The sequence below is a fragment of the Hydrogenivirga caldilitoris genome, assembly GCF_003664005.1.
Lineage (GTDB): Bacteria > Aquificota > Aquificia > Aquificales > Aquificaceae > Hydrogenivirga > Hydrogenivirga caldilitoris.
On the sequence record NZ_RCCJ01000001.1, the window covers coordinates 614,078 to 633,310 of the forward strand.

21 protein-coding genes are annotated in these 19,233 nt (G+C 47.2%); 12 read left to right on the forward strand and 9 right to left on the reverse strand.

Annotated elements, in window-relative coordinates:
- Window positions 1–3: 3 nt before the first annotated feature.
- Both BCF55_RS03365 and BCF55_RS03370 read right to left on the reverse strand, forming a co-directional pair.
- Window positions 4–393 (reverse strand): hypothetical protein, encoded by a 390-nt coding sequence (locus tag BCF55_RS03365; RefSeq protein WP_121009976.1) that lies wholly within the window; start codon window positions 391–393, stop codon window positions 4–6.
- Window positions 390–884: a DUF2249 domain-containing protein gene (locus BCF55_RS03370; RefSeq protein WP_121009979.1), complete on the reverse strand. Its 495-nt coding sequence runs from the start codon at window positions 882–884 to the stop codon at window positions 390–392. Before BCF55_RS03370 ends, BCF55_RS03365 begins: the two co-directional genes overlap by 4 nt.
- Before the next feature lie 101 nt (window positions 885–985).
- Between BCF55_RS03370 and BCF55_RS03375 the strand changes: the two genes are divergently transcribed.
- Together BCF55_RS03375 and BCF55_RS03380 are read left to right on the forward strand one after the other, a co-directional pair.
- Window positions 986–1,669: a YggS family pyridoxal phosphate-dependent enzyme gene (locus BCF55_RS03375; RefSeq protein WP_121009982.1), complete on the forward strand. Its 684-nt coding sequence runs from the start codon at window positions 986–988 to the stop codon at window positions 1,667–1,669.
- Window positions 1,666–1,986, forward strand: coding sequence for a winged helix-turn-helix domain-containing protein (locus BCF55_RS03380; RefSeq protein ID WP_121009985.1), 321 nt, complete (start codon window positions 1,666–1,668; stop codon window positions 1,984–1,986). Before BCF55_RS03375 ends, BCF55_RS03380 begins: the two co-directional genes overlap by 4 nt.
- Here BCF55_RS03380 and BCF55_RS03385 read toward each other — a convergent pair.
- A complete protein-coding gene (locus BCF55_RS03385) occupies window positions 1,954–2,391 on the reverse strand; it encodes a methylated-DNA--[protein]-cysteine S-methyltransferase (protein ID WP_211322880.1) in 438 nt (145 codons plus the stop codon). The two genes, BCF55_RS03380 and BCF55_RS03385, sit on opposite strands and share 33 nt — an antisense overlap.
- Window positions 2,392–2,474: 83 nt before the next feature.
- Between BCF55_RS03385 and BCF55_RS03390 the strand changes: the two genes are divergently transcribed.
- The 6 genes from BCF55_RS03390 to BCF55_RS03415 are packed head-to-tail and all read left to right on the forward strand — an operon-like array spanning window position 2,475 to window position 10,195.
- Complete coding sequence (locus BCF55_RS03390) at window positions 2,475–3,698, forward strand: CsgG/HfaB family protein (protein ID WP_245960390.1); 1,224 nt, start codon at window positions 2,475–2,477, stop codon at window positions 3,696–3,698.
- A gap of 11 nt (window positions 3,699–3,709) precedes the next feature.
- Window positions 3,710–6,082, forward strand: coding sequence for a C-type lectin domain-containing protein (locus BCF55_RS03395; RefSeq protein ID WP_121009988.1), 2,373 nt, complete (start codon window positions 3,710–3,712; stop codon window positions 6,080–6,082).
- Window positions 6,079–6,702: an LPP20 family lipoprotein gene (locus BCF55_RS03400; protein WP_121009990.1), complete on the forward strand. Its 624-nt coding sequence runs from the start codon at window positions 6,079–6,081 to the stop codon at window positions 6,700–6,702. The genes BCF55_RS03395 and BCF55_RS03400 overlap by 4 nt, the downstream gene beginning before the upstream one ends.
- 15 nt (window positions 6,703–6,717) lie before the next feature.
- Complete coding sequence (locus BCF55_RS03405) at window positions 6,718–7,284, forward strand: outer membrane beta-barrel protein (RefSeq protein ID WP_121009993.1); 567 nt, start codon at window positions 6,718–6,720, stop codon at window positions 7,282–7,284.
- 53 nt (window positions 7,285–7,337) lie between these two features.
- Window positions 7,338–8,453 carry a radical SAM protein gene (locus tag BCF55_RS03410; RefSeq protein WP_121009996.1) on the forward strand — a complete coding sequence of 372 codons (1,116 nt, stop codon included), beginning with the start codon at window positions 7,338–7,340 and terminating at the stop codon, window positions 8,451–8,453.
- An 11-nt stretch (window positions 8,454–8,464) separates the two neighbouring features.
- Entirely contained in the window at window positions 8,465–10,195 is a 1,731-nt protein-coding gene (locus BCF55_RS03415; protein WP_121009999.1) for a peptidoglycan D,D-transpeptidase FtsI family protein, read from the forward strand.
- Here BCF55_RS03415 and bioD read toward each other — a convergent pair.
- A complete protein-coding gene (gene bioD / locus BCF55_RS03420; protein WP_121010002.1) occupies window positions 10,169–10,822 on the reverse strand; it encodes a dethiobiotin synthase in 654 nt (217 codons plus the stop codon). The genes BCF55_RS03415 and bioD overlap by 27 nt on opposite strands.
- A 24-nt stretch (window positions 10,823–10,846) precedes the next feature.
- On the opposite strand from bioD, the gene BCF55_RS03425 reads away from it, so the two are divergent.
- Window positions 10,847–11,653 carry a ChaN family lipoprotein gene (locus BCF55_RS03425; RefSeq protein WP_121010005.1) on the forward strand — a complete coding sequence of 269 codons (807 nt, stop codon included), beginning with the start codon at window positions 10,847–10,849 and terminating at the stop codon, window positions 11,651–11,653.
- On the opposite strand, the gene recR is transcribed toward BCF55_RS03425, so the two are convergent.
- From recR to BCF55_RS03440, 3 genes are read right to left on the reverse strand one after another with little or no spacing between them, the layout of a single operon-like run.
- Complete coding sequence (recR, locus tag BCF55_RS03430; RefSeq protein WP_121010008.1) at window positions 11,584–12,192, reverse strand: recombination mediator RecR; 609 nt, start codon at window positions 12,190–12,192, stop codon at window positions 11,584–11,586. The two genes, BCF55_RS03425 and recR, sit on opposite strands and share 70 nt — an antisense overlap.
- A complete protein-coding gene (locus tag BCF55_RS03435; protein WP_121010011.1) occupies window positions 12,182–12,487 on the reverse strand; it encodes a YbaB/EbfC family nucleoid-associated protein in 306 nt (101 codons plus the stop codon). Before BCF55_RS03435 ends, recR begins: the two co-directional genes overlap by 11 nt.
- The gene (locus BCF55_RS03440) at window positions 12,484–13,077 is read right to left on the reverse strand and encodes a CDP-alcohol phosphatidyltransferase family protein (protein ID WP_121010014.1); all 594 of its coding nucleotides are present in this window, start codon (window positions 13,075–13,077) and stop codon (window positions 12,484–12,486) included. Before BCF55_RS03440 ends, BCF55_RS03435 begins: the two co-directional genes overlap by 4 nt.
- Window positions 13,078–13,103: 26 nt before the next feature.
- Here BCF55_RS03440 and BCF55_RS03445 point away from each other — a divergent pair, with 26 nt between their 5' ends.
- Window positions 13,104–14,294, forward strand: coding sequence for a dicarboxylate/amino acid:cation symporter (locus BCF55_RS03445; protein ID WP_121010017.1), 1,191 nt, complete (start codon window positions 13,104–13,106; stop codon window positions 14,292–14,294).
- Window positions 14,295–14,322: 28 nt separating this feature from the next.
- Window positions 14,323–15,765 (forward strand): RtcB family protein, encoded by a 1,443-nt coding sequence (locus BCF55_RS03450; protein ID WP_121010020.1) that lies wholly within the window; start codon window positions 14,323–14,325, stop codon window positions 15,763–15,765.
- Here the strand turns inward: BCF55_RS03450 and BCF55_RS03455 are convergent.
- Both BCF55_RS03455 and BCF55_RS03460 read right to left on the reverse strand, forming a co-directional pair.
- Entirely contained in the window at window positions 15,755–16,876 is a 1,122-nt protein-coding gene (locus tag BCF55_RS03455) for an AAA family ATPase (RefSeq protein ID WP_121010023.1), read from the reverse strand. The genes BCF55_RS03450 and BCF55_RS03455 overlap by 11 nt on opposite strands.
- 47 nt (window positions 16,877–16,923) lie before the next feature.
- Complete coding sequence (locus BCF55_RS03460) at window positions 16,924–18,372, reverse strand: menaquinone biosynthesis decarboxylase (protein WP_121010026.1); 1,449 nt, start codon at window positions 18,370–18,372, stop codon at window positions 16,924–16,926.
- 26 nt (window positions 18,373–18,398) lie between these two features.
- Here BCF55_RS03460 and BCF55_RS03465 point away from each other — a divergent pair, with 26 nt between their 5' ends.
- Window positions 18,399–19,196: a Wzz/FepE/Etk N-terminal domain-containing protein gene (locus tag BCF55_RS03465; RefSeq protein WP_121010029.1), complete on the forward strand. Its 798-nt coding sequence runs from the start codon at window positions 18,399–18,401 to the stop codon at window positions 19,194–19,196.
- Window positions 19,197–19,233: the final 37 nt, after the last annotated feature.

The window sequence follows — 19,233 nt, forward strand, 5'->3', positions numbered from 1 at the left end:
TTCTCACCTCCCGTCTCTGAAAATACGGTGGCACGCTGTGCATCCCTGGAGAACCCGAAAGTACTCCTTAAAGGCTTCTTCTCTCTTACCTTCCTTCATGAGCTCAATTATCCTCTGTGAACCTCCGTGCACCTGTTCCTCAAAGCCTCTTACAAGCTTGACAAACTCCTCTCTCTTTGAGGGTTCTATGTACCTCAGAGGTCCCCCTGCGGGTTTTGGATGTTCCGCTATCTCTCTCGCACCCTCTATTACCATCCTGTCGTTGTTCAGGAGGAATCCCTCAAGAACTTTCACCGCCGACTGATTTACCAACTGCATAACCTGTTTCATGGTGAGGTTCTCCTGGGCGAAGAGGCTTATTGAGCTCAGCAACATAACTAAGAGAAATCTCATCTACCACCTCCCAGCTTTTCAATCCGGATTATCCAGCGATCTCCATTGCCTTCCACATACTCCCATCCCACCTTTCCTGGAAAGAACATATTCATCTGGAAGTAGAGAGGGAGCGGGTCATGGTCGTTCACAATTTCAAACGCCTCCCCCTCTTTAAGTTCTTTGAACTTTTCCATAACGAGAGGGTGTCTTCTTGCAGGCTCCATTTCTCTGAGTTCTATCCTTTCTAAGGGTTTTTCCTTTTCTGTCTTTGTGGATATCTCCAGCAAGGTTGCGCTGCCCTCAGGGATAAATCCGAAGATCTCACCTGGCTCAACAGATATCAAGGCTTCCCCTTCAATATCTCTGAAAGACTGTCCCTTTATAAGCTTTCCCCTTCCAGATAAGAGGACAAAAACCCTTTCAGAGCCAGTTGCGGAAGGGTAAATTTTACCCTTTAACTTTCTGACCTCAAGTTTGCCCGCTTTTATCTCCTGTACTATATCAACCATGATACCTACCTCCATAAGTAAATGTTTGTTTATCAGGCTCCTTTTCCATGATACATATCACCGATTGGTCTACTGATGTTTGTGGTTTAAGATATCTAATCATGCATGAGTGCGAACGCTTGAAGTCTATAATGAAGCTCATAGAGAAAGCGTGTAACAGGGTGGGTAGAGACCCGGAAGAGGTTACCCTTCTTGGAGCTTCAAAGACAGTTCCACCTGAAAGAATAAGGGCTTTTTACGGTTGTGGTTTGAGAACCTTCGGTGAGAACAGAGTTCAGGAGTTTTTGAAAAAGTACGAGGCTCTTGCAGGACTGACTATAGACTGGCACTTTATAGGAAGACTCCAGACTAACAAGGTCAAACACTTAGTTGGTAAGGTGTCCCTAATACATTCTCTTGATAGGGTATCATTGGCAGAGGAGATACAGAAAAGGGCACAGAAGGCTGACCTTGTCCAGAGAGTTCTTATAGAGGTAAACATGGGCGGTGAAGAGACAAAGGGGGGTGTGAGTCCGAAAGAGGTCTTCGGCCTGTTTACGCACATTCAAAACCTTCCCAACCTTAAAGTTGAAGGACTCATGACCATACCTCCGTATAGGGAAAACCAGGAAGAGGTCAGACCCTTCTTCAGAGGGTTGAGGGAGCTTAAGGAGGAGCTTGAGCATAGATTCGGAGTGAGGCTCAAGCACCTCTCAATGGGAATGTCTCATGACTTTGAGGTGGCTATTGAAGAAGGTGCAACTATAGTCCGCATAGGGACGATGCTCTTTGGAGAGAGAAATTGATAATTAGGTTCAAGGTGTGGCTGGAATTGGACGGAGAACCGATAATAAGCGAGGGTAAGTACCAACTCCTCAAAGCGATAGAGGAAGAGGGTTCTATATTGAAAGCGGCAGAGAAACTCGGACTTAGCTACAAAAGGGCTCACAGCCAGATAAAGGCTATGGAAGAGAGACTCGGTAAGCCTGTGGTTAAACGAAGGAAGAAGAAAGGCGCTGAGCTTACGAAATTAGGTAGGAAGCTTATCTCTGAGTATGAAAGAGTCCTTAAAGAGTTTGAACGGCTCGTATCAGGCCTCCCCCCTCTCAAACTTAAGGAGTAAGGCTTTCAGCTCTATGCCGTAGGAGAAGCCCCCCAGACCAAATTTTGAAACCACCCTGTGACAGGGGACTATTATGGGAAACCTGTTTATCTTCATACAGTAAGCTACAAACCTCGGATGTTTCCCTGTAAGCTTTCCAAGTTCACCGTAAGTTATGGTTCTTCCAAAGGGCACTTCTCTTCTTAAAACTCTGTAAACCTCAACAACCTCCTCGGTATAACCGGTGAGGTCAAGTCTATCAAACTCTATTTCCGCATCACCCCTTTTGCTTATATACTTATCAAAAATTTTGGAAAGAATGGTGTTTCCTTTTGAAGGAGCTACCCTACCAGAGTTAAAGGTGCATCCCCTTACTAAGGGACCTTCTAAATGAACTTCAAGGTAAAGGTTTCTGGTAATTTTCACACTAAAACTTGACATTTTGAAATTGAATATATACAAGAGGAGGTTAAAATGAAAAGTAAGAAAGCTCTAAAGGAGGGGTAAAAATGAGGTCCAAGAAGATTTTAGTGGCAACTCTGGGAGTCATGCCTGTTATTCTCGCCTGTGGAGCAAAAACGTCACAGATTGACCCAACTGCGTATCCAATAACACCTTTAGACCAGGTTAAGGTTGAAATACCGGACGCCTGCCGGCTGGCTTACGAAAACGCTGTTCCGAAGGTTGCCGTGGTAGATTTTGCTAACAACAGTACCTTTGACCTTGCAAACGCTATACAGACAGCTTCCGCGGGAACAGAGTCAAGAAAGTACGTGAGAGGAGGAGCATGGGGTGTCGGTGTAGTTGGTCCAGGAGTTATAGGAGTTGGGGGAGTGTCCGCAGGAGCAAGCAAAAGGGACTGGAGAACCCAGTCTGAAACCATATCAAGGCAGATAAACGCAAAGATAGGAGAGAGTGTAGCTGAAGCTGTGGTCAGCGAAGTGGCAAGCATAGGAGGGATGAAGGTTTACACCCGAAGGGACTTGCAAAAGGTGCTTGAAGAGCAAAAGCTCCAGATGTCAGGGCTTATTGACCCGAACACCGCCGTCCAGATCGGTCAGCTCGCCGGTGTGAAGTACATAATTACAGGGGCGGTTAATAACGTAAACCTCAAGTGGGTGTCCCTTGAGGAAGCCAAGGGGGCTGCAAAGGGACTCTTTGGAACATGGGGTTCTGTCCTTGCGGCTGGTGCGGCTACACAGGAGGGATGGAACGTTATCGTTGACGTGGTGATAAAGGTGATAGATACCGAAACTGGTGAAGTCGTCCTATCTAAAACCGTTTCGGGAAGGGAGGTTATGGGCAAAACTCCCCAGTTCAGCTATGACTCTATAATAGGAGGAATTAAAAAGGCTGTTGCGGAGGCTGTTGAAGATATCAGACCTGAAATATCTAAACTCTTCCCGCTCAGAGGGTACATAATCCAGCTCAGGACGGCGCCCGATAAGAGTAAGAGGTACGCCCTTATAAATGTTGGAGCCCAGCAGGGTGTGAAATCTGGGCAGGAGTTTTATGTTATAGACTTCCAGGCTGTTCAGGACCCGATAAGCGGAAGAACCACCTGTGACCAGGTCAAGCTTCCTGTGTCCCTTGTGGTTTCCAACCAGATACAGACAGACAAAGCCTGGGCTGTACTGGAGGGAGACAAGGCTCAGATTATGAGGGTGAAGCTGGGGCAAATTGTTGAAAGGAAACCCCTTGAGGGGGGAAGCGGTCTTAAGAAGCTATTCTGAGGGAGGAAGTCATGAGGCTGTTCTTAATCGTTCTTACCCTGATGGGTCTTTCCTTTTCTGCTCCTCCTTTTATACCGCCCGGATGGCACAACCCCCAAAATCCTCATTACGGTGGTCAGGGACAAGTTGCGGCAACAGAGTTCACTAGTTTGAGTAATCCACCATTTACTCTTATTGTTTTTACTGGTCCGGTAAACTGGGCTACAGCAGCAGCGGCATGCAGATCAAAAGGTTTAGAAATAGCCTCTATACATAACCTTGAAGAGAATATGAAGGTGCTTGCCTTACTCAAAAGTGTGTCCTGGCAACCGGGTGTGTGGAAGGGAGCATGGATAGGTCTGACCGACGATGGATCTGAAGGCAGGTGGAGATGGGCAGATGGTTCTCCCGTTGACTTTCTAAACTTTGGACCTGGAGAACCTAACGGTGGAACTTATGAAAACTATGGAGCTATTGAGCTTGCGAGAGCGGGAAGACCGGACGGATGGTGGAACGATGCCAATGTAAACGAGAAGTACGGAGCTGTGGTTTGTAGAGGAGGTGCTGTTGCTTCGGTTTCTGAGTTACCTTCCTTATCTTCAACTACAAGTGGATTTCAAGGTGGGGATAAAGTTCTACTTTTAGTGGATAGCACAACCTGTCCTGCTGGGGATGTGGTAAAAGACCTTAGCATAATCAAGGGAAGCTATGAGTGTGTTGATTTTCAAGGGAAACGCTGGATAAAGCCTTTTGATGCAGGTTTAAATCTTTACAAACCACTAAACATATCTGGAGACTTTTCTCTTGAATTTGAGTTCTATACCTTCGAACCCGGATGCCCTTTTGTAGCGGTTAACCTTTTCCCCGAGAGGACCTTGAAGGAAGCTCAGGAAGGTAATCAATATGCTCTTGGGGGAGATACCTTCATAGTTTTGAAGGGGAGCTGTGACAGGTTTGAAGCAGGTGTCTCCTCCAGCCCCCGTGGCAGCAGGGATGCTTTTTACGAATACAAGAGGAACATACAGAAAGGAGCCATACATTCCGTTGCCTTAGCCGTCAGGAATGGGAAGGCTATTATATACCTGGATGGTAACAAGATAGCATCGGAACCCTTTACACCGACCGAGCCAATAAGAGGTATAGGCTTTTACTTCTACAAACACTATGAAACGGACAAGCCTTACGGTGATTTTCCTGCACTCATAGGCAACGTAAAGCTCGCTCTCTATACTGGAGCCCCTCAGCAACCCGCCCAGATGCAGCCTCCTCCTCTATCACCTCCTCAACCGCAGGTCTCCTTACCTAAACCTCAGCCACCGCCTCCTCCGGCTCCGATACAGCCCTTTAAGAAACAGGTTAAGTGTATAGAATCCGTGGGAGTGGGTGAGGCGTCGGTGATAGGTGGTGATAGGGCGAGTGCCAAGGCTGAAGCTCTTGCGAGGGCAAAGTGGGACGCTATAGAGAAGGCTCTCGGTGTAACGACGAGCGTGAAGACCATAGTCCAGAACTTCCAACTACTGGACGAGGTGATAAAGAACCAGGTAGGGGGATTCATAAAGGATGTCAAAGTGCTTCAGGAAGAGAACTTTGCCGATATGGTAAGGGTTAAGGTGAGGGGCTGTGTCTATCCCGAAGAGGCTGAAAGAGCCTTAAGCTTGATATCAAGCGATACCGCGTTCAGTGTGATGGTTATAGTAAAGAACCCAAGCGGTGTAGAGCTTGATGAGATGAATCCGGTCACCACGGAGCTGGTTAATATTCTCAACCAGCAGGGCTTCAAGGTCTACGATTTTGCGGGGAACCCCAATGTGAACCCCTACGATGTGGAGCAGATAGTGGCACAGAAGAGATTCATACTTCTGAGGGCTTATATGTCAAGAGCTCTCTCTGGGGCTATGGTTGTCGGCAAGGTAGAGCTGGTTCCTTCAACCCAGACCGGTCAGGATATAGGTTACGGAATAAGGGCGACCTTCAACGTTGTCACGGCAAGGCTCAACTACTACCTCCTTGCCAGGGACGCAGACGGGCTGAGGATAGTGGCTTCGGGCTCTCTGTCGGCTATGGGAAGAGCACCCAACCTTCAAGATGCCAATTACAAGGCTATGGAGGCTCTCGCCCAGAAGCTTGGAAGCGACATAATGGGAAAGATAGAGCGCTACAGGGCATCTAAGAAGAAGGTCGTCACGGTCGTTGTGAAGGGCGTAAAGAGTACCAGCCAGAACTTTGAGATAAAGGAGAAACTCCAGAGAGTTCCATGGGTTGAGTCCGTTGAAGACCTCGGACTCGGTAAGTTTAAGGTTACGTACCTTGAAAACACGGTTTATCTTGCCAACGCGATAGAGAGGATGCCCGAGCTTAAGCTTATAAGATTCTCACCTACTGAGGTGGAGGCGAGCTCACTATGAGACATCTGCTCGTGCCCCTCCTTTTGCCCCTTTTACTCTTTGTATCCTGCGGACCAAAAACAGAAAAGGTAAAGACCGAACCCAGAAAGGAAGAACAGCTCCAGAGGGCGGAGAGAGCTTTTGAAGAGCTTGAGAGAGAAGCTCCAAAACCTGCCAAGGAGCTCACCCTTGAAGAGGGTAGAACTCCTCAGTTAAGGGAGGAACCCCAGAGGTTAGAAAAAGCGCCCATTGAGATTGCAAAGAGAGAGGAACCGAGAACCAAGTATCCTCTCAAGGATGGATTGCCCGTATGGGTTCACAATCCCAACTACGGCGGAGTTCTCGGAGGTGTGGGGATAGCTAAAAAGATACCGGGCAAGGGTTACGCCGAGCAGAAGAGACTTGCCAAGCAGATAGCCCTTGCAGACCTTGCTAAGCAGATAGAGATAATAGTGAAGTCGGAGCTTACGAAGGTTGAAATAAACGTTGACACCCAAACCCTTCAATACTACAAGAAGACCTTTAACTCACTCTCAGAGCAGGAGGTTAGGGAGGTCCTTATCAAGAATGCAACCATAGAAGATGAATGGATTGACCCAAAGACAGGAGACCTGTACGTGTGGGTTGTTTTGAAAAGATAAGATTGGAGGTGAGATATGAAGCGATTCATCTTGGCTGGAGGGTTAATCTTGTCAACCCAGCTCTATGCTGTTGAGCTTGGTGTGAAGCTTGGGAACGCTCGGATAAACTGGAGCGGAGGCAATGATAGCACAACGCTGGAGGGATACGTGGCTTTTTATGGAGAGTATCTTTTCCCGGTCACCCCTGTCCTGAGTGTAGGACCGAATGTAGAGCTTGGTTACGGGAAAAAGAGTATAGGTACCTTCTACTGTGCCGGCTACGGTACATGTTCCGTTGACCTCACTTACACCACCCTTGAGCTCAATGCAAAGGCTGTTCTGAGTGTAGCTCCAGTTTTAGACCTCTACGGTGGGGCTGGTATATCCTCAAACAGGTTTGGACTTGATGCAAAGGACCCCGTTACGGACGCTCCTGTTGGAACCATAGGTAACGAGAATGGAGGAGGAGCTCAGGCTTTTGCAGGTGCCCAGTTGAAGGTCGGTAACTTCGGGGCGGGGCTTGAATACAAGTACAAGGCTGTTGACACGGAATCTGTGGATTCTGTGGACGTGGTAGCCCTTACCCTCTTTGTCCGATTCTGAAAACCTACCGTAGTATAATTACACAGAGTTGAACAAATCGGGAGGTTAGAGATATGAATAAACTTGCCCTTGAAACCTTAACCGAGCAGAGGGAGAGTCCCGAATACCTTCAGATAAGCTGGGCTGCAGCTATGACTCTGGGACTCATACCGGGTCAGTTTTATAGAAATACAAAACTGAGCTGTATAAACACGCTCCTCACTTATCCTTCCGGATGCCATGCTACCTGTGCTTACTGTGGACTTCAGAAGGCGAGAGACATGGAGTACTCCAAGAAGAACTTTATAAGGGTGGAGTGGCCTACCGTAAAGCTTGAAGACATAATAGAGAGAACTAAACAGGTTGGACATGCGGAACGCCTGTGTATATCCCAGATAACCCACCCCAGGTCTATAAGGGACACCAAGTACGTTCTGAGAAAGGTTATAGAGGAGCTAGGAGACCAGCTATTTGTCTCTATACTCATGAACGCCACCGGACAAACCTACGAGGATATAGAGGACTACAAGAAGCTCGGTGCTGATACATTGACGGTTGCCCTTGATGCAGCAACACCTGATATATTTGATAAGCTTAGAGGCAAACCCATGAACAGCCCCCATAGGTGGGACACCTACTGGAAGGTTCTTGAGTGGTGTGCGGAGGTTATGGGGGATGGATACGCTGGATGCCACCTCATAGTTGGTCTTGGAGAAACGGAGCAGGAAATGGTTGAAACTATTCAGAAGGTTAGAGACCTTGGAGCGAGAACCCACCTCTTTTCCTTCTGGCCGGAAGAGGGGTCTTTGATGGAGAAAGAAAAACCGTGCCCCGCACCTCAGTATAGGAGGGTTCAGTTCGCAAGATACCTGATAGACAACGGTCTCTCAAGGTATGATTATATGAACTTTAACGAAAAGGGTCAGATAATAGACTGGGGAGTCTCCGAAGAGGTCTTTGAAGAGGTCTTCTGGAGCGGGAAACCCTTCATGACCGCTGGATGCAGAGGAAAGACCACAGAGGTTGCCTGTAACAGGCCCTTTGGAGACAGCTCCGTCTCCGATATAAAGAGCTACCCCTTTAAACCCAACAAAAACGACCTCAAGAAGGTTAGGAAGCAGCTCTTTGATTATGAAATGGAGCAAGCCTATCCGGATGTTCTAAATCCCAGCGTGTTTAGGTACCAGTAAAATAATTTTCTGTGGAGTGGAGATGGGGAGCAAGCAGGAAGTTTGAGACCAAGGCGAGGCTCGTCCTCGCCCTCTTTACAATTCTATCGTTCATATCCCTTATCAGGATCCTTGACCTGCAGGTCACAAAAGAGAGCGAGATAGCCGAAAAAATAGAAAGGAACTTTGACAGGATTAGCCTAATAAAAGTACCCCTTTACAGGGGGAGCATAAAGGATGCAAATGATAGAGAGCTTGCCTTAAGTGTGCCCACCCTCGCTGTATATGCCCATCCGGACACAAGCAGATTGAACAATAAAGACATGCTTATAGAAGGGCTCTCAAAGCTTACAGGGATTCCTGCCAGGAACATAAGAAAGAGGATAGAATCTGGAGCAAAGAGACCCATAAAGATACTCTCAGGGATAGATAAGGACCTTAAGGATAAACTGAAAAGTCTTATAGTGAAGACGAAGAACACAAGATACCTTGGGATTCAGGAGGAGTATACGAGACTTTACCCGAACGGGTCCATAGCTTCAAACACTATAGGTTTTGTGGGGGTTGACGGCAAAGGTCTGGAGGGTATGGAGTATCTCTTAAACGATTACCTTGGAGGGGGTTATTCAAGAGCCCTCATGTATATAAACGGTGGACTCGGGAAGATATACCTTCACCCGTTGAAAGGTATGCTGGGAGAAGAGAAGGACGTTCTACTTACTCTGGACGTGGGAGTTCAAAATATACTGGAGAAGCTCAGGGATGATATAGTTAGAAGCTGGAGACCCAGAAAGGTTTCTATAATCCTACTGGACCTGACCAACGGGTATATACTCGGTCTCGCCACCTATCCCTACTTTGACCCAAACAATTTCCAGAGCTACCCACCCGATAAGCTAAGGAACTTTGCCGTTACAGATGTGTTTGAACCTGGTTCAATCATGAAACCCTTTTTCATAGCCTGGGCTCTGGAGAAGGGGTACATAACTACAAACTTCTGGGTTAATACCGGTAACGGTAGGATAAAGGTTTACGACCGCTACGTTAGAGACCCTAAACGCCTGGGGACGATAATACTCAGGGATGTTCTGGTTCACTCATCAAACATAGGCACGATAGAGGTGGCAAAGTACCTTAATAAAAGGGATGTTGAAGAGCTCCTTGAAACCTTCCATATGAATAAACGTTTCAGTATATTTCCGGGTGAGGCAAACCCACAGCTTCCCGATTTCAACTACCCCGCGAATATACTTTACTCTTCCATAGGTCAGGGTATAGCCTTCAACACTTTAAACATAGCGGTTGCTTTTGGTGGACTCGCAACAGGGAAAATTCTACAGCCTCATATAGTTAAAGAGATAGTGTCTTCAGAGGGTAAGGTTGTGTACAGGGCTGAACCTGAGGTTTTGAAAGATAGAGTTATCTCTGAAGGAACACTCAGATGGTTGAACAGAGTTCTAACAAAGGTTGTGGAAGACGGGACCGGTCACAGGGCACGTTCAAGGTACTTCACTATAGCGGGCAAGACGGGAACCTCTCAGAAGTTTGACTTTGAACGAGGGGAATACTCAAGGGATAAAGTGGTTACATATTTTGCCGGATTTTTTCCGGCTACTGACCCTAGATTTGTTGCCGTGATAGTTGTTGATGAACCTAAAGGCAAGAAACTTTACGGAGGTGAGGTGAGCGCTCCTTACTTCAAGAAGCTTGCGGAACAGGTGGCCTTCTACTACGGTTTAAAACCCGATAAGCTCAAGAAGTAAGTTCTTTTCCTCTTCTGAGACTAAAGTACCCTTAGACCTTCTTATGCATACAGGTTTTAAGCCGGTCATTTCGTAAACGACCCGGGGATTTGTCTTCTCTGAGACATCTGTCCCTTCAAAGCCGTTGAGAACTATACCGATAACCTCCAAGGATAGGCTTTTTGCATAATACCAGGTGAGATAGGTATGGTTCAGGGTCCCAAGCCCTGCCCTTCCAACCACTAGAACGGGAACTCCCCAGTCTTTGGCTAAGTTTCCGTAAGTGTAATTCTCCTTTATGGGAACCGCTATGCCGCCTGCGCCCTCTACAAGCAAAACCTCGTACTTCCTTTTCAGGTCTTCAAACCTTTCCCGAAGCTCCTTCAAGGAGAACTTCTTGCCCTCTTCAATCTCGGCAGAGTAGGGAGCTAAGGGTAGGAGGAATCTTACGGGAACAACTTCATCAACGCTCTGTCCTGTAGCAGAGGCGAGAAGTTTTCCGTCCTCAGGTATATCCCTGACATAGGTCTCAACAGGTTTGAAGCACCCAACCCTTATACCTTTCTCCTTCAGAGCGCGGGCTATGTTATAGGTTATGAAGGTCTTCCCCACGCCGGTGTCAGTTCCTGTTACCAGTATGGCTGTCATATTACTAAGATATACTATGATTCAATGCTCTTACTGCTCTTAATGCCTTTACTTGCCTTCTCCTCCGACTTCATCTTCTTTGAAGGGAGTTCTCTTGAACGTTTTATACTTAAGGCGGAAGAAGCTAAAGTGATATATCTTGGTGAAACCCACGACAGGGAAGATATACACCAACTACAGCTTAGAATACTGAAGGAGCTTGATAAGAAGGGATACGAAATCGTTTTGCTTATGGAGGCTTTCCAGCAACCTTTTCAAGAAGCCTTGGACGAGTACGTAGAGGGTTATATAGACGAGGAGGAGATGCTTAAAAGAACCGAATACAAAAGGAGATGGGGTTTTGATAAGGAGCTTTATGCTCCCCTGTGGAGGTTTGCAAGGGAGAGGGGTATAAAACTCATAGCCCTTAATGTACCCTCGGAGCTGGTCAGGGATGTAAAAAGGAGAGGGCTTGGAAAGGTGAGGAGCGGTTATCTGCCGGAGAAGGTCATGCCTCTTCGGAAGGAGCACAGGGAGTTTATTCTGAAGGCTATGAAGGAACACAAGAGCTCTGTTGAGAAGAGTTTTCTTGATGTTCAGCTGGCATGGGATACAGGCATGGCTTACAAGATAGCCAAGACAGCCCTTGCCTATCCTCGCGCAAAACTTGTTGTTATAGTGGGTTCAGGTCATGTGTGGAGAGGTTATGGAATACCGGAGAGGGTGAACTTCCTCCTCGGGGATATACCTCAGCTGGTGAGCTACGTCCAGGAAGACACCTTCTATTTCCTGTTCTCAAAGGACTTCTCCAGAGATAACTCATCTACGAACTCAAGTAAGGAACCAAACTGAAGACCGTAAGACACTCGTGACACTTTTACTGAAGGGAACCTGTCCTTTAGAAGTTTCATAAGATAGTTGGCGGTTGCCTCACCTTCAGCGTTAGGGTTTGTAGCTATTATTACTTCCTTAACGTTGTTCTTCTCTATTCTGTCCAGTAGCCTGTCTATAGTCAGGTCCTGCGGGGATACACCCTCAAGGGGGGCGATTCTTCCCTGGAGTATGTGATACACTCCCCTGTACCTCTCAAGTCTTTCAATGGAGTAGGCATCCTGTGACTCTTCCACAACACATAGAAACTTCTTGCTCCTCCTGGAGTCTGAGCATATAGCACAGACATCTCTGTCGGTCAGTAGATAACACTCCTGACAGGGTCTCAGCTTTTCACTTGCCTCCGTGAGAGCCTGAACGACGAGTTTTCTCTCCTCCGGTTGAAGCTTGAGGAGGTTGTAAACGAGCCTGCTCGCCCCTCTTTCCCCATAGGTGGGTATCCTCCTGACATTATCAAGGGCGAGCTTGAGGGCTTCTGGAAAGACGTCCTCAAAAGCCAAGTCCCAAGCCTCCTAAGAGACCTCCAAACCTGCGGTTGAACTCTTCCTTAGCTATATCCCTTGATATGTCCTGTGCCTGATTTATTAGGTCTATAAGTATCGGCTTTAACCTTTCCCAATCATTCCTTAGCTCTTCATTCTTTATTTCTATATCAACGATCTCTCCGAGTCCATTGAAGATAAGCTCTACGCCTTCCTTATCTATGACTTCTTTCCTTAAACGCAGACCTTCCTTTACCTCTTCAAATCCCTGTTGAAAATTCTTAAGCTGCTTAACCATATCGTAGATGTTCATGAATACCTCCTGTCAAGGCTCTTCTTTACCTCGTATACCCTCTGGAGGGAGGTTGCAAATCCTCCCAGGGTTATTATAAAGAGGGCGAGAGGTATAAGCTCGGAAGCTATACCCAAGAGCAGTACCAACCACCTCTCCGTCCTTTCAAAGATACCGCCTATGCCGTAGATACCCAGCGCCTCCGCCCGAGCTCTCGTGTAGCTGACCCCGTAAGAGCCTATAAGGGCGGTAAAGGACAGAGCAACACCGAGCGGTTGGGACACCTCTGCGTATAAAAGCCCCAGGGAGAGAAAAGGCATAGCATCGGACAGCCTGTCCACCGTGGAATCAAGAAAAGCGCCAAACTCCGACTCCAGTCCCCTCCTGCGAGCAACGGCTCCGTCCACAGCATCCAGAAGCGCCCCCATGCCCATCAGTAAAAGGGCAGCAAGGCTCATTTTGTAATACAGAGCTACGGAGCCTAAAGTTATCAGCCCAAAACCTGCGAGGGTGATAAGGTTTGGGTGCACTCCCCTGGTAGAGAGAAAATCTACTACAGGCGATATGGACCTTTCAAAGTATGGTTTGAACTCCCTGCTTACGAAACTCATACAGGAATAGTATATGCTAATACAGAATGAGAAGACTTCTCTACCTTGAAAACCTGACCCTGATTGCTTTGCTGTTTGGTTTTGTGGGGGGTGTTTACCTTCCAGAGCTCATGCTTAAGCTAAAGATACTGGGAGACATATTTCTAAGCCTCCTGAAGATGATAATAGTGCCCCTCGTGTTCACATCGGTATTCATAGCAATGCTTGGACTTGGCGATATCGCAAAGTTTAGAGATATCGGTACGAAGACCATCCTATATTACGTTACAACGACGACTCTTTCAGTCCTTACAGGTCTCGTACTTGTAGTTCTGCTGAAACCCGGTGAAGGCAACGAAGTATTCCATAGAGCTGGAGATACTCCCAATGTGAAAGAGCTTACTCTCGTTGATGTTATATGGAATATAATTCCATCAAATCCTGTAAGGAGCTTCACGGAGGGCAACGTCCTTCAGATAATCTTCTTCGCCGTTCTATTTGGGCTTGCAACCTTAAGCGTTAGCAGAGAGAAGATGAAGCATGTATTTAACTTCTTTGACGGCCTCAATGACGGACTCATAAACCTGACACGTTGGGTGGTAAGACTAACGCCGGTGGGTGTTTTTGCCCTTGTCGGTTTTATGGTAGCTGATATGGGAACGGAAGTCTTCTTTTCACTGTGGAAGTATGCTCTTACGGTTGTCCTTGGACTTACACTGCACGCTTTTTTAACCCTTCCTCTCCTTGGCTTTATCTTTGGAAGATACAACCCTTACAGATACCTTCTAAAGGTCAGAGAAGCACCGCTGCTGGCTTTCTCCACCGCCTCAAGTGCGGCTACCCTTCCCGTGTCCATACAGGTTGCTGAGGAAAAAGGAGGTGTTAAAAAGGAAACTGCCGGCTTCGTTCTTCCCCTCGGAGCAACGATAAACATGGACGGGACTGCCCTTTATGAGTCTGTTGCCGCCGTCTTTATAGCCAACGTTTACGGGATAGAGCTGAGCCTTCCCCAATTGGGGATGATATTCCTTACCGCAACCCTGGCGTCCATAGATGCCGCCGCAATACCGGGGGCGGGTCTGGTTATGTTGACTCTTGTTTTGAGCTCTGTAGGCATACCTCTGGAAGGTATAGGCTTGATAATAGCGATTGACAGATTTCTGGACATGCTCAGGACTGCTGTAAATGTCTGGGGAGACCTGAACGGTGCCAGGATTATAGACAGGTTCGTCAGATGAAAGATCTTTATTATAAAGGGGGTGAGAGATGGGACTGAAGGAACAGCTTGTCAGGAAAGGGGATTACGTCTGGGAGCTCCCTAAGAATACAGTGAATGGACAGAAGGTTCCGGTAATAATCTATCTGAGTGATGCTCTCTTTGAGCTTCTTGAGGAGGATGCCATAAAACAGGCTGCTAACGCCGCGACCCTCAGAGGTGTTCAGAAAGCCATATACGTTATGCCTGACGTTCATGTAGGCTACGGATTCCCCGTCGGAGGTGTGATGGCGACCGATACGGAGACGGGAATAATAAGCCCCGGAAGTGTGGGTTATGACATAAACTGCGGTGTCAGACTCATAGCCACCAACCTTCAATCAAAGGACGTCGCCCCGAAAATAAAGGAGCTAATGCAGGAGGTTCTTAAAAACGTCCCTGCGGGCGTTGGCTCAACGGGAGATATAAGGCTTTCTCCTTCAAGCATGGAAGAGGTTCTGGTTAAAGGAGCGAAGTGGGCAGTGGAACACGGATACGGGCTGGAAGAGGATTTGGAGCACATTGAAAGCTTCGGCTCTCTCCCCAATGCCGACCCTTCAAAGGCTTCCCACGAGGCTTACGAGAGAGGTTCGGACGAGCTTGGGACTGTGGGTTCTGGAAACCACTTCGTTGAGGTTCAGATGGTTGAGGAGATATACGACGAGGAGATAGCCCAGAAGCTCGGACTCCATGAGGGACAGGTCACCATAATGGTTCACTCGGGCTCAAGGGGGTTTGGTCACCAGGTCTGCACCGATTATCTGAAGGTAGCAGTCAGGGTTCTTCCAAAATACGGGATAGAGCTCCCGGACCCCCAGCTTGCCTGCATGCCCTTCCTCTCCAACGAGGGACAGGACTACTTCAAGGCTATGTGTGCCGCTGCCAACTATGCCTTTGCCAACAGACAGATACTGGGCTTTAAGACGGCTAACACGGTAAGAAGATTCCTTGGACTCTCCTGGGAAGAGTTCGGATACAGACTCATATACGACCACGCCCATAACATAGCGAAGATAGAGGAGCACAGGGTAGGAAGTAAGCTTAAAAAGGTTGTGGTTCACAGGAAGGGAGCTACGAGAGCCTTTCCTCCCTACAATCCGGAAGTACCACCAGCCTACAGAGAAGTCGGTCAACCTGTGATAATCCCTGGAGATATGGGAAGGGCTTCTTACCTTCTGGTTGGTCAGCCTGACTCTATGGAAAAGAGTTTTGGAACTGCATGTCATGGAGCCGGTAGGGTTATGTCAAGGAGAGCCGCAAAGAGGCTTGTCAAAGAACAGGGGCTGGAGAGAGTTATAGCCGGACTCACCGTGGTTGCAAGGGGGAAGGGAACTATAATGGAGGAGATTCCTCAAGCTTACAAGGATGTTTCCGAGGTTGTTAGGGTAATTCACGAGTTAGGAATAGCCAAGATGGTAGCGAGGCTAAAACCCCTCGGAACGCTCAAGGGTTGAGGTTCTTTAGCCATAACTTCACTATCGGGCTCTGGAATACAAACCTCTTGCCCCGCCTATCTATCACATCTTTCTGGATAAGAGACTTTACCGCCTTCTGGACTGTATTGGGGCTGAGTCCGAACCTTTCAAGATTTTCTCTCCTGTATATTTCTACGCCATTCGTGTAGGCTATAAGTTTAAGGGTATTCCTCTGCACATTTGTAAGCTCCTGCCACATGAACCAGAAGACGTCCTTTTCAGCCTCTAAAAGCTTTTCCTTAGCATGCTCAAAGGTTTCTTCGTCAACGGTATTTTTGGTTTCCTCCCACAGGAAGTGGAAGAACTGCTGAACCCCCTGTGGATGCCCTTCAAGAAGTTCAACAGCCCTTCTAACAAATTTTTCGTTTATACTTTTCCCCGTTTCCTCAAACTTTCCCACAACAAAAGGTAGCCAGTCCTCTTCAGATATGGGTTCAAGAGGTAACTTTTTAACAGAACCGTAGAAGGGTTCCTTCCTGTCAGAAAAGAGCCTTTCAAGTATAGACTTTCTGCTCCCTGAAAATATATAAGAGACCTTCCTTGAATGCTTTTGCAAAACGCTCCTCAACTTAGCGCTAAGCCCAAGTCTGTGAATTTCCTGAAACTCATCCATAATTATGCACAGCTTTCTACCTGTCCTTTCAGTGTATACGTAGGGAAGGTTCACTACCTCCTCAAAGGTTCTATCCCTTTCCTCTCTCCGGAGTGTTAGTTTAAATCTGGTTTTTCCCTCTGGGTCAACCTCCACACTAAAATAAGGTTTGAACCCGAGCGTTTCTTTAAGTAGCCTAAGGGCTCTGTCTACCTTTGATTCTAAGGAACGAACAACTGTAGAGAAATAAACCTCAAGGAACTCTTCCTCGGAGGATATAGGAAAAAGGTCTATGTAAATGCCTGCTACGCTTTTACCTTTGAGCCTTTCAAGTAGGGCAAAGAGTAGGGAGGTTTTCCCATATCTTCTAGGAGCGTAAACCAGAACGTTTATACCCGACATAACATCATTCTCCAGATATCTGAGTTCTCTTTTTCTATTGCAGAAGTCCTTCTCCTTAACTACACCACCGAAGAAGAAAGGGTTATTATACATCATGGTATAATTTATTATATAGTATCTGGTATTATACCGTCAAGTATAATTCACAATCCCAGCTTTTCCCATAGCTCGTCTATCTTTCTCTTAACCTCCTCGTCCATCCTTATCACCTCGGGCCATTCCCTCGTGTATCCCTCCTCCTTCCATTTGGTCGTTGCGTCTATGACCATCTTTCCTCCAAAGCCCACCTCGTTAGTAGCATGGTCAAGAACATCTATGGGACCCTTAAGTATCTGGACGTCCCTCGCCGGATCTACGTTGTTCCCCCAAGCCCAGAGGACCTCCCCCATATCCTGAACGTTTATCCAGTCATCTAAAACGACAATGTGCTTTTCTAGGGACATAAGTCCAAGACCCAGAAGCGCGTAAGCTACTTTAAAGGCATGCCCGGGAAAGCGCTTTTTTATGGAGACGAAGCAGAAGTTATGAAAACCTCCTTCGGCGGGCAGGTGGTAGTCCACGACCTCCGGTAAATTGAACTTTATCAAGGGCAGGAATATCCTCTCGGTAGCCCAGCCTAAATACTTGTCCTCCTGAGGTGGTATGCCGACTATAGTGTGGAGGTAAACGGGACTCCTGCGCCTCACTATGGCGGTGACGTGCATCCTCGGGTACTTATCAACGGGCGTATAGTATCCTGTGTGGTCTCCGAAGGGTCCTTCATCTACGAGCTCCTCCCGTGGGTCAACGTATCCCTCTACAACTATCTCTGCGTTGGCGGGATACTCAATGTCAACGGTTATACCCTTTACAAGCTCAACAGGTCTCTCCATTACTATTCCCGCAAAGAGGTATTCATCAACCTCAGGTGGTAGGGGGGCGCTTGCAACGTAAGGAAGGGGAGACTCGCCCCCTATCGCAACCGCAACCTCAAGCCTTTTGCCCAGCCTCTTCGCCTTCCAGAAGTGGTGATTCCCGTCCTTATGTATCTGCCAGTGAACCGCAAGGTGCTTCCCATCCAGAACCTGAAGTCTGTAAAGTCCCACGTTCCTTATACCGCTCTCGGGGTCCTTCGTTATAACCTGCCCGAAGGTTATGTACCTACCCCCGTCCTTGGGCCAGCACTGAGGGATAGGAAGGAAGAAGAGGTCGGGGTCTCTGTCCACAACCTCCTGAACGGGGGCTTTCTTAACCACCCTCGGTATGGCGTCGTTCAGCTTCTTTAGCTCAGGGAGTCTCTTTAACTTCTCTAAGAAGGTCTGGGGGACCTCAGGTCTTAAAATCCTGTAGAGCTTCCAGCCTATATCCTCAAGGTTCTCATACCCGAGGGCGAGCTTTATCCTCTTCTCCGAGCCGTAAAGGTTGGCAACTATCGGAATATCGTAACCCTCAACGTTCTCAAAGAGGAGCGCCTTACCCCCTCCCGGCATCTTGGAGACCCTGTCTATCACCTCCGTGATCTCCAGAATCGGAGAGAGAGGTTCCCTTATCCTTACCAGCTCTCCCCTGCTTTCAAGCTCCCTCACAAACTCCTGAAGACTCTTAAAAGGCATGGGTTTATTATAAAATCTTTACCACCATGGAAAAGCAGAGAGGGGAGATTTACTACGAAGAGGAGATAGACCTTTACGAGCTGTGGCTCAGACTGAAAAAGAGGTGGAAGGTTGTAGCTGGAACTGTTCTTCTTTTCCTCGTTGCTTCGCTGGTATACCTATTTGTGGCAAAGCCTGTATATGAAAGCTCCGCGGTTATAAAAATAGGGTATGACCCTGTATTCTTAATAAATCCAGAAGAACCTAAGTTCTTGCCTATACTCACACCTCAAGAGTTCAGTCATTTGATTTCATCAATAAATTTAGATGTAAAAGGTTTGAAAAATATAGAGGCACAACCAGAAACAAAAAGTCCATCAACAGTGATAATCAACATTTCTGCTTATGACCCTGAAGTTATAGAGCCAGCTTTCAGAAAATTGATGGCAAGGATTGAAAACAATCCCATGGTTAAGGATAAAATATACAGTGTTAAAAGCATACTACAAACCAGAAAAAAGAAACTGCTGGAAGCTCTACAGGAGCTCTACACTTATAAAAAAGAATTAAATCAAAAAGATATAGATAAGCTAGCCGAAGTTAGTACTAGAATAGCCATGTTAGAAAGGGAGTTTGACGATATAAGGATACTGCTAAGTAATATAAGAGCTTTTGAGGTTATTTCCGAACCGAGAACTCCAACACAACCCTCCAAACCAAAGAAGCTCCTTATCTTGGCTGTGTCATTTGTTTCCTCCCTCTTCCTCGGTATCTTCTTAGCCCTCTTCTTAGAGTGGCTTGAGGAAGCGAGAAAAAGATACCGTGAGCGGTCAATTGAATCTTAGTCAAGTACACTCAATACGAAGTGTGAAAGTTCCCTTG

Coding starts and splice junctions, on each gene's coding strand:
- BCF55_RS03400 (WP_121009990.1), top strand. CDS start 6,079: ATGAGACATCTGCTCGTGCCCCTCCTTTTGCCCCTTTTACTCTTTGTA.
- BCF55_RS03375 (WP_121009982.1), top strand. CDS start 986: ATGCATGAGTGCGAACGCTTGAAGTCTATAATGAAGCTCATAGAGAAA.
- BCF55_RS03440 (WP_121010014.1), bottom strand. CDS start 13,077: ATGAGTTTCGTAAGCAGGGAGTTCAAACCATACTTTGAAAGGTCCATA.
- BCF55_RS03425 (WP_121010005.1), top strand. CDS start 10,847: ATGCTCTTACTGCTCTTAATGCCTTTACTTGCCTTCTCCTCCGACTTC.
- BCF55_RS03465 (WP_121010029.1), top strand. CDS start 18,399: ATGGAAAAGCAGAGAGGGGAGATTTACTACGAAGAGGAGATAGACCTT.
- BCF55_RS03365 (WP_121009976.1), bottom strand. CDS start 393: ATGAGATTTCTCTTAGTTATGTTGCTGAGCTCAATAAGCCTCTTCGCC.
- bioD (WP_121010002.1), bottom strand. CDS start 10,822: ATGACAGCCATACTGGTAACAGGAACTGACACCGGCGTGGGGAAGACC.
- BCF55_RS03455 (WP_121010023.1), bottom strand. CDS start 16,876: ATGATGTATAATAACCCTTTCTTCTTCGGTGGTGTAGTTAAGGAGAAG.
- BCF55_RS03370 (WP_121009979.1), bottom strand. CDS start 884: ATGGTTGATATAGTACAGGAGATAAAAGCGGGCAAACTTGAGGTCAGA.
- BCF55_RS03435 (WP_121010011.1), bottom strand. CDS start 12,487: ATGAACATCTACGATATGGTTAAGCAGCTTAAGAATTTTCAACAGGGA.
- BCF55_RS03460 (WP_121010026.1), bottom strand. CDS start 18,372: ATGCCTTTTAAGAGTCTTCAGGAGTTTGTGAGGGAGCTTGAAAGCAGG.
- BCF55_RS03410 (WP_121009996.1), top strand. CDS start 7,338: ATGAATAAACTTGCCCTTGAAACCTTAACCGAGCAGAGGGAGAGTCCC.
- BCF55_RS03390 (WP_245960390.1), top strand. CDS start 2,475: ATGAGGTCCAAGAAGATTTTAGTGGCAACTCTGGGAGTCATGCCTGTT.
- BCF55_RS03450 (WP_121010020.1), top strand. CDS start 14,323: ATGGGACTGAAGGAACAGCTTGTCAGGAAAGGGGATTACGTCTGGGAG.
- BCF55_RS03445 (WP_121010017.1), top strand. CDS start 13,104: ATGAGAAGACTTCTCTACCTTGAAAACCTGACCCTGATTGCTTTGCTG.
- BCF55_RS03395 (WP_121009988.1), top strand. CDS start 3,710: ATGAGGCTGTTCTTAATCGTTCTTACCCTGATGGGTCTTTCCTTTTCT.
- BCF55_RS03405 (WP_121009993.1), top strand. CDS start 6,718: ATGAAGCGATTCATCTTGGCTGGAGGGTTAATCTTGTCAACCCAGCTC.